Source organism: Bacillus niameyensis (genome assembly GCF_001375535.1).
Lineage (GTDB): Bacteria > Bacillota > Bacilli > Bacillales > Bacillaceae_C > Lederbergia > Lederbergia niameyensis.
In genome coordinates this window covers 3537960-3546128 of the sequence record NZ_LN831197.1, presented here as the reverse complement: position 1 = coordinate 3546128, position 8169 = coordinate 3537960, and the positions used below count along the sequence as shown (strand labels likewise).

Genomic DNA, 8169 nt, shown 5'->3' with positions numbered 1-8169 from the left:
CTTCCCCTGTTAATCTTTCGACTTCTCACCAGAATTTCGCGACTTCTCCCGTTAATCTTTCAACTTCCCACCAGAATTTCGCGACTTCTCCCGTTAATTTTTCAACTTCTCACCGCAATTTCGCGACTTCTCCCGTTAATCTTTCGACTTCCCGCCGGAATTTCGCGACTTCCCCTGTTAATCTTTCGACTTCTCACCAGAATTTCGCGACTTCTCCCGTTAATCTTTCAACTTCCCACCGGAATTTCGCGACTTCCCCTGTTCATTTTTCAACTTCCCGCCGGTATTTCGCGACTTCCCCTGTTAATTTTTCAACTTCCCGCCGGAATCTCCCGACTTCCCCTATTAATCTTTCGACTTCCCGCCGGAATTTTGCGACTTCTCCCGTTAATTTTTCAATTGAATCCCCCGCCAGAATTTCACCACTTCTATAAAATCCGCTTCAAATTCCATTTTCTCTATCCAAAATTCCAATTTGCCCGCTTCTTTCGCCTTTTTGCATCGGTTCCATCCAATAAATTCCCTTTCAGTCATTCGCTCGGAAAATAGCTTTCTATTATGGTGGAGTTACCCGGGAATACATGTAAAGCGCGCTTTCTGAAGGGAATCTGGATGGAAAGCTTTGAGCATGTTTCAAGTCAATATACTCCGATGATTTACAAAATCATTTCGTCTTTGAATATTTTTACAAACAAGGATGAGTTTTTTCAAGTGGGACTGATTGGGTTATGGGAGGCTTATGAGCGGTTTGATTCGGAAAAAGGGAGCTTCACCAATTACGCTTACACCTATATTAAAGGGAAAATGATGACGGAGATGTCGAGGACGAACAGGCACGCGGAAAGAGAAATGCCTGCCCAAGATCAATTGGAATACTTGGAGGCTGGATATGCCCCCTTCTTCATGGAAGAGGATATTCTTCTTTCCTACTGTCAGGCAGCGAACCTAACAGATGGCCAAACAAAATGGGTTCTCTATACATTTCTAAAGGGACTAACGGTAAAAGAGATCGCTTCGATTGAACAGGTTTCTGAATCAACCGTGAAGAAGTGGCGGGCAGAGGCCAAGAAAAAACTTAAAAATATATATGAGTTGGTTTAATTCGTTTCGGGAAGTGGGGATCATTCTCACTTCCTTTTGAATTATTCACAATTCTGTAACAATTATCTTTTCGCCTACGTCTTTATACCCACAAAAGCGGATATACCAACCTTTCCAGCGGGAAATATCTGACTGAACTTTAGCAAATATCGCTATTCCTTTGCCCCTAGGAAACTTATGGGATCTATACTACATCGCCGGAATTATCTTCTTATATTCTAATAATTGTAGAAGAGTGAATATTACGATGTATCTAATTATATGGATCATCCCCTGTTAAGGGAAGGCAGCCATTTCTAGCAAGCAAATGTAGCATCACTTATTACTCCTTCACTCGTAAAAGTTCAGCAATTCTACTCTTCTGATTTAAAAAGAAGGCAAATGTACTAAAAAGACTATAGGCAATTAGCCAGTAAGGAGCAGATTTATGTTCGTAAAACCACGTTATATCATTAAAGAACAGTTCTTATGGATGACAGGCTATTATGATCGCTATGGCAAAATGTGCACACTTGTCACAGAAACGAAACGATCTTTTATCGTCAACCAGTCCCCGCTGGAAATTCTAGAATTTAGCATAAGCTGTATCGGCTATGAGCTAAAAGGAGCAAGAAACACGGCGAAACGGCTATTAGGAAATGTTCATCATTGCCCCATCCTCGTTAATCCCATCCGCCGAATCGTCTTATTCCCGACAAGATCAGCTTTACACGAAGACTGCATCTGGTTCAACCCCTTTCACATCAAGAGAACAAGAAGCTACAACTACAATACCATCATCATGTTTAGTAACGGAAAAACCGTGACCATCCCAGCAAAATTATCCGCCTTCAATGACAAAATTAAAAGAGCGGAACAACTAGAAGAAATGACAAGGTACTCATCATTCCTTCTTACTTTAAATGAACAACACAATGAGCTCTGGATGAAAGTGGACAGAAGAAATGTAAGCCCTATCAGAACTCATCAATATGGCTAGTACTTCGAAGCCTTGGATGAGGGCAACTTAAGTGCCACCCAGCCTTTTTAAAATCGTTTGGAATTATTTCGAACCTAGCATTTGTGAATGACTCAGTTTCCGTATTAGAAAAATAGAAGTCTGACTTTTGCCCTACATAAGCCTATTGTAATGCTCCAAAATCGAGCATCGCGTCCGATCAAATAAGGGGTTAGGCCCCCGATTGTTTACCTCAGCCAACTTTTGGTCATTATATGCCGTGTTCTAAATATTCTCCTTGATATCTAATAGTTTTAAAAAGGAGAATGCATATGGATTTGAATCAGTGGAAAATTGGAATTACTCTTGAAAGACTAAGGAGAGGCAAGCAATTTTCTCAAGAGGAACTAGGCTTTCAAAGTTCTCTTGATAGAAAAACGATTAGCAATTTAGAAAACAATCAACAAGAGCCATCTTTCCCTACCGTAGTGGCTCTAGCCGAAGCTTTAGAAATGCTTCCATCTGATTTCGTGAAGGAAATTGAGAAAGATGTCCTTGGCTAAACAAAAAAAAGACTAAAATGGCGTATGCTAAGCTTTCAAAAATTTTCTTGGATACTAGGTTAAGAAAAAGGAGATAAGTCATATGGTATTTATTGGCTAACACGATACGGCCTCCGAATGGGAGGCCGCTCCTTTAACTAGAGAATTATTCTTACTTTTCTAGATGTGATATCAGAATCTAAAATCGTAAAAGACGCACTGTATTCAATGGAATATCTTGAAAAGGTTTCGAACAGCCTAAACATCAAGGATATTATTGAGATAATTACTTTAAAAATAACGATTGTTTATAAAGATTGTCTCTCCATCATAACTTTGTATTGGTTTAAAATACACATGTCATACCTGTCGCTTTACGCATGGTAATTAATGCGGCACCGTACTAAAGTGGGCGAGTCAACCAAACACCCCCCCGCCAAGTCAATCAAGCTTAGTGGGAGTATAACTATTCCTCAATTTCATAATTCCATAAACAATCATCCAGTATAAATAATTCCAACAATACACCAACGCTATCAATAAAAACATCCCTAACTTCAGCACTATGCCCTGGTACGAAAACCTGGTGTATTTCGTACCAGGATGGTGAGTATTGCGGGCAGAATGAGCCAGTGAGTGCGGATAATAGAGCCACTATTAGTAAAGGTAAATACTACTCTACTGCCAAATGTAGAGTAAATTCGCTAGTCCGCCACCATTGACTTAACTTACAGTCAATGGCAAGCAGCTACGCTGTGGCTCTGAGTTCCGCAAATGGTGGCTCTTTTATCCACAATGAATGGCTCAAGACTCCGCAGTCGCGGCTCAATTCATCTGCTATAATAGAGAGGATACTCAGTTGTTAGGTTTATAGCGGATATCAATACAAGAAGTCTTATAAGGGAAAATGTCATTAAAAAAACAATTGGACAATCAATGATCATTGAATGTTGAGGTGTAAATTATGTTTCTTCATTCCTTATACTTAAAGCTAAAATACTCTTTACCTACTAAATTAATAGAATTTTGGGATTGGGTTTGGTATTATCGGAAATGCAAAATAAAATACGAGATATATGACTATGGAGATACGTATATGGCAACAGCATCTAATAGAGAAATAACAGTCGTTAATTGTTATGGTAGTACTCCCGAACTAGCAAAGGAAATAGCAACCATGAGACTTCGCGTAGAATTGAATAACGTAAAGGCAGATAGGTATATTAAACAACACTGATCAACGTTTACCGGGGATCAGAAATCTGTAGGAGAGTACCGTAAGAGCTACGCGTGAGCACCTTTATACCGCGATGCCCCTGAATGTGCAAAGCACCTGGATTACGATGGAGATGGAATTGCTTGCGAGTAATTACATAATAACGAAGTATTTCCCAACAAAGTAAAGATATCACGTGAATACACATCTTTAATGAATCACCGTATTAAAGTGAATTAAACCAACAAAACACTCCCACCAAGTCAATCAGACTCAGCGGGAGTGTTCTTATACTTCAACTTCATTATAACCCAATACACGATTATTCCAACAGCAGCACCCGCACTATCAATAAATACATCTCGAACCTGTGCCCCACGGCCTGGCACGAACAATTGATGAATCTCATCAAGCGTAGCGTAAACTAGGCAAATAGCAAAAGTGATTATGGTACTGCCATAGCCAAGTTTTCTGATTAACCTTAACCCATGCATCACGACGAGGCCTAATGCGGGTTGGTGGATAAAAGGAAAATGGTTGAGATTAATAATAAAGATTTAGGACATAAGTTTTCAGGGTTTGAAGTAAAATTTTTTTAATTATTACAATCCCCCTGTCATAAAACGATAAGGCAGGGAATTAATAATACTGTTCAAAATTAATTAGCAAAGGTTGTTCAAAAATACTTGGCGGTTACACTGTCCAGTAGTGTTATACACTAGCCATATAGTCATTTGGCTGGGTGATTAATTCTTCACTGTTAAATTTTCCCTTTATTCTTTCAATAATTCTTATTAGGTTTATGTTACTATCAACATGAAAACGAAGAATAATATCTATTATACTCTCCTTAGAATAGGTAACATCTCTTTTGGGTGACTGTAATATTAAAGAAATTATGTCCAAGACATTCTTCCCACGTATATGAAGAAATGGATTATCCTTTATAAAACGGAAAATTTCCTCGTCATCTTTAAATTGAGGAACTAAATCTCTGAATTCCCCTTTTAATTCAAGCGTTTTTATATCTAACAAACGATGAATAGAATGATCCAATTTATATGCTCTATTTTGCAAATAGTTATTTACTTCATAGGAGTGCCAAGGTATTATTGCTTCAAAGATTTGCTCTAACTGTATTACTTCTTCTGAATTAAACAATTTTAATATTTTATTTATTGATCCCTCCAATAAGTCATTTTCAATACTGTATCCTTTTGTAAAAGTAATTCCTTTATACTCTTCAGGAATTTCACTATAAATCCACATATCTTGATCAGCTAAGAAAATAATTTTCTTTTCCCTTTTAATTTCAGACCTTTTTTCATATACCTTTATTAAGTTTTTTCTTCCACCACATTCGACTATATCTGCATTGGTAACCAAGAGTTGTTGTTCAATCCATCTATAAATTGAAGCATCATATACACCCTCCACGAGAATTGTCGGGAGGCTAGACCCATTAATAGTTGTTATAATTTCATCTACACTTAGACTAGGCAAAGGCATGTTAGAAACCACCTCCTCTATCATAAGATAGAAGTATTTCCTTATCAGAGTATTTTGATAGAATAAATGGAGAGTGAGTAGTGATTATATATTGATTATTTGTGTTTTGTGAGAACAAAATCTTCATAAGCATCCGCTGCCAATCAACGTGTAGACTTATTTCAGGTTCATCAATGAATATTGAAGTGTTATCAAAAAATAAATTATAACATAAGAAACTTAGCATTTGTTTTTCACCGGCAGACAATAAATTTGAGGAAAGTGCCTTCGCAGTATCACCTAAAGTAATTGACTCATTTAACTTGATTCCTTTGTCACTAAATATTTTCCCCACTATATTTGAAAGCATTTCAAAGTTTTTAAAGTGTTCCTTCTTTTCATTTTCTACTTCATTTACTTTATTTTTTATGCTATTAAGTACTTTGGAAGCAGTTTCACTTTCGTCATTAAAATTGTTAATCGTTTCGGTTATATATTTATTCATTTGATTATGTAAAAAGTTGCTATAATCTGAAATTCTTGTATATTTTTCCGCTAATAACTCTTTAATATCATTGGTAGATATTGATGTTATAAATAAATGATTGTTGTTAGAGAGAGACCTAGAAAATCTAGACATGACCTCATCTAATTCTTCTTCAAATGTTCTTCTTCTTGGATAAAAATCTACGGAACGTGAAAATCCCCCTTCAATTCTCCTAAATGTAGGGAAAAATATTGATTTTTCTAATTCACTTAAATGAAATAACTTATCTCTTCTTGATTCAAAATAGGCTCTTCTTCTTTGCAAAGATAAGTTTTCAAAATCATTATCTAAAGGATCAATTTCGTTGTCAATCCATTCTCCGTTTTCATTTTTATAACTATATCTGATATTAGAATCGTAATCAACCGTTAATATAAAGTTGCTTGTTTCTAAATAGGCAAATTCAAAATATATCTCTGAAATTGCGTCGTCCACCTTTCCGCTTAATAAATACCAAAGAAGTTTTAATAGGGTAGTTTTTCCAGCCCCATTCTTACCTGTTAAAATATTTAAGTCCTCATTAAAGTCTATTGAAAATGAAACTTTTTTATTTAAGTTTTCTACTTTGAATTTTTTTATCATCATGAATCTCCTCGTATACTAGTAGTAAAAGCTCCTTCTAGCAGAATTTCCAGTTGATCCTGATCCTCTACATTTCACACTAGAATCCTATAGGTTTTCAAGGTTAGCCTCTTGTTTCCCCATCTTAAATATTTAAGTTTTCCCCCTTGTTTCACCCATCAGATGGGGGAGCCAAGGTGCAATTCAAACTATCAATAATAGATTTATGTGTTCTTCTTATTCGCAGGGGGATGATTCCCTACTCATTCTTTGAAATACCTTAATAAAATATTGATAAATACAGGATGCTTCAGCGTTTTACTCCGTCATTTTTTGATAGCGTTCACAGACCTCCTCATCGGACAATGTAACCAACGGGATCTTATCAGGATATTCCTTTTCCACCTTGCAGACACGTTGTGTACTTCTTCTTAAACCTGCTACCCACCGTTGGTTCATTATTGAAGGTTTAACCACTGGTTGCGCCGCCGTGAAAGAAGTGAGTGTAGCGCTCATGATGGACTTCTTTTCTTTGAGTGCTGATGACGTGATTCCCGTGGGCACCTAGGTCTGAACGTTCTTGATTACCTTAACCTACTGGAGGTTATTGGTATGTTACAAACGCTTGTAGGTGTAGATGTAAGCTTAATGTCCCATCATGACCATTTCATAAAGAGGACGGGTCCACACTTGCCGACTTTTCTGTTTCTAATGTTCAAAACGGGGTCCAAACCCTGATCAAACGAATGCTAAAAGTAGCTGAAAAAAGTCAGGCTAACCAATTGAAGATTGGGATGGAAGCCATGATTTTTACAGCTGGCACCTTGCCCATTATCTACAAGACCAAATGAAAGGCAAGCCTGTATCTACGTACTAAGTGTGGGAAAATTCGCTCGTTTTAAAAAGGGGTACTCATTTTTCTAGACAATCAAAAGTTTCGATCAAATCACATTACGGACCGAAAGAGCCGTCCTCCTAGATTTAATTCACTTCCAACCTAATTCATTTTTGTAAAGGAATATATCGTAAACATTACACCTTTTCGAGTGAAAAAGGTACTTAGATTGATAATTATATTCAAACCAAACGTTTAATTATTGTGTCCATTTAAGTAATTCGTAATATTCATATACCTTTTATAATATTTCCATTCATTTTCTACCATTTTCTCTCCAGTAAATTTTTTTAAATGGACAACTGATTTAAATTCAGGATAATCTTTAGCTGTAAAACATATTTTGTTACTAAATGGTAGTTTATCAAATCGTTCTATTAGCTCATATGAAGAAAGATCCCTATCTGCAAATTTAATAATTAAGTTATCATAATTAATTCTCTTAATTCTATATTCCCATTTTTGCAAAGCTTCTTTTTCGTCTTTATAATGCAGAAAGTGAATTTCCACTTCACCCCCTAACAATCCAATTGGATATTTACCAAAAGTATTATCTTCCAATAGAACTTCTTGATATTTAGACCTAGTGGGGGAAATAAAGATAATCTTTTTCTTTAAATATTCCTCCAAATCTTCCAACAACTCTAGATAATCTGGAGAAAAAATAAATAACCCTACGAATGGGGATTTATAGCTTAGATTATAATTTTGATAAACAAATCCTCCCCAACAGTTATCAGAAATTATCGTAAAGTCCCTATTGTGTAGTTTTCCTTTTCTTATATTACCTAAAATGTTTTGCATGATTTTCTTAATTGTCCTTTTCATACAAGACTCCTTTTTTTTAATTTCTCAAAAATCAACCAAAATAGATGTTCTATT

At 36.1% G+C, this 8169-nt stretch carries 11 protein-coding genes and 1 pseudogene; 5 read left to right on the top strand and 7 right to left on the bottom strand.

The window, feature by feature from the left end:
* Positions 1-387: 387 nt before the first annotated feature.
* Positions 388-534, bottom strand: a complete 147-nt coding sequence (locus BN1243_RS22715; protein ID WP_230200228.1) for a hypothetical protein — start codon at positions 532-534, stop codon at positions 388-390.
* Positions 535-612: 78 nt separating this feature from the next.
* Here BN1243_RS22715 and BN1243_RS16530 point away from each other — a divergent pair, with 78 nt between their 5' ends.
* The 3 genes from BN1243_RS16530 (at position 613) to BN1243_RS16520 (ending at position 2601) form a co-directional block, all read left to right on the top strand.
* Complete coding sequence (locus tag BN1243_RS16530; RefSeq protein ID WP_062108651.1) at positions 613-1101, top strand: sigma-70 family RNA polymerase sigma factor; 489 nt, start codon at positions 613-615, stop codon at positions 1099-1101.
* A 427-nt stretch (positions 1102-1528) separates the two neighbouring features.
* Entirely contained in the window at positions 1529-2080 is a 552-nt protein-coding gene (locus BN1243_RS16525) for a competence protein ComK (protein WP_062108648.1), read from the top strand.
* Positions 2081-2370: 290 nt separating this feature from the next.
* Positions 2371-2601, top strand: a complete 231-nt coding sequence (locus BN1243_RS16520) for a helix-turn-helix domain-containing protein (protein WP_062108645.1) — start codon at positions 2371-2373, stop codon at positions 2599-2601.
* A gap of 445 nt (positions 2602-3046) precedes the next feature.
* On the opposite strand, the gene BN1243_RS22180 is transcribed toward BN1243_RS16520, so the two are convergent.
* Positions 3047-3235 (bottom strand): VanZ family protein, encoded by a 189-nt coding sequence (locus tag BN1243_RS22180; RefSeq protein ID WP_195892121.1) that lies wholly within the window; start codon positions 3233-3235, stop codon positions 3047-3049.
* A gap of 441 nt (positions 3236-3676) precedes the next feature.
* Between BN1243_RS22180 and BN1243_RS22175 the strand changes: the two genes are divergently transcribed.
* Positions 3677-3817, top strand: a complete 141-nt coding sequence (locus tag BN1243_RS22175; RefSeq protein ID WP_154669879.1) for a hypothetical protein — start codon at positions 3677-3679, stop codon at positions 3815-3817.
* Between the two features lie 66 nt (positions 3818-3883).
* Positions 3884-3949, top strand: a pseudogene (locus BN1243_RS23080) (excalibur calcium-binding domain-containing protein); the annotation flags it as partial.
* A gap of 110 nt (positions 3950-4059) precedes the next feature.
* On the opposite strand, the gene BN1243_RS21860 reads toward BN1243_RS23080, so the two are convergent.
* From BN1243_RS21860 to BN1243_RS16495, 5 genes are all read right to left on the bottom strand, one after another.
* Positions 4060-4320: a VanZ family protein gene (locus BN1243_RS21860; RefSeq protein ID WP_268258087.1), complete on the bottom strand. Its 261-nt coding sequence runs from the start codon at positions 4318-4320 to the stop codon at positions 4060-4062.
* A 187-nt stretch (positions 4321-4507) separates the two neighbouring features.
* A complete protein-coding gene (locus tag BN1243_RS16510; RefSeq protein WP_062108642.1) occupies positions 4508-5305 on the bottom strand; it encodes a DUF4435 domain-containing protein in 798 nt (265 codons plus the stop codon).
* 1 nt (position 5306) lies between these two features.
* Positions 5307-6413 (bottom strand): AAA family ATPase, encoded by a 1107-nt coding sequence (locus BN1243_RS16505; RefSeq protein ID WP_062108640.1) that lies wholly within the window; start codon positions 6411-6413, stop codon positions 5307-5309.
* A gap of 297 nt (positions 6414-6710) precedes the next feature.
* On the bottom strand, positions 6711-6851 hold the full coding sequence (locus BN1243_RS16500; protein WP_230200227.1) for a hypothetical protein: 141 nt from the start codon (positions 6849-6851) through the stop codon (positions 6711-6713).
* Positions 6852-7482: 631 nt separating this feature from the next.
* Entirely contained in the window at positions 7483-8115 is a 633-nt protein-coding gene (locus tag BN1243_RS16495) for a DUF1919 domain-containing protein (RefSeq protein ID WP_062108634.1), read from the bottom strand.
* Positions 8116-8169 lie beyond the last annotated feature (54 nt).

Excerpts from the sequence above, each read along its gene's own strand:
- BN1243_RS22715 (WP_230200228.1), bottom strand. The coding sequence starts at position 534 with ATGACTGAAAGGGAATTTATTGGATGGAACCGATGCAAAAAGGCGAAA.
- BN1243_RS16530 (WP_062108651.1), top strand. The coding sequence starts at position 613 with ATGGAAAGCTTTGAGCATGTTTCAAGTCAATATACTCCGATGATTTAC.
- BN1243_RS16525 (WP_062108648.1), top strand. The coding sequence starts at position 1,529 with ATGTTCGTAAAACCACGTTATATCATTAAAGAACAGTTCTTATGGATG.
- BN1243_RS16520 (WP_062108645.1), top strand. The coding sequence starts at position 2,371 with ATGGATTTGAATCAGTGGAAAATTGGAATTACTCTTGAAAGACTAAGG.
- BN1243_RS22175 (WP_154669879.1), top strand. The coding sequence starts at position 3,677 with ATGGCAACAGCATCTAATAGAGAAATAACAGTCGTTAATTGTTATGGT.
- BN1243_RS16510 (WP_062108642.1), bottom strand. The coding sequence starts at position 5,305 with ATGCCTTTGCCTAGTCTAAGTGTAGATGAAATTATAACAACTATTAAT.
- BN1243_RS16505 (WP_062108640.1), bottom strand. The coding sequence starts at position 6,413 with ATGATAAAAAAATTCAAAGTAGAAAACTTAAATAAAAAAGTTTCATTT.
- BN1243_RS16500 (WP_230200227.1), bottom strand. The coding sequence starts at position 6,851 with ATGAACCAACGGTGGGTAGCAGGTTTAAGAAGAAGTACACAACGTGTC.
- BN1243_RS16495 (WP_062108634.1), bottom strand. The coding sequence starts at position 8,115 with ATGAAAAGGACAATTAAGAAAATCATGCAAAACATTTTAGGTAATATA.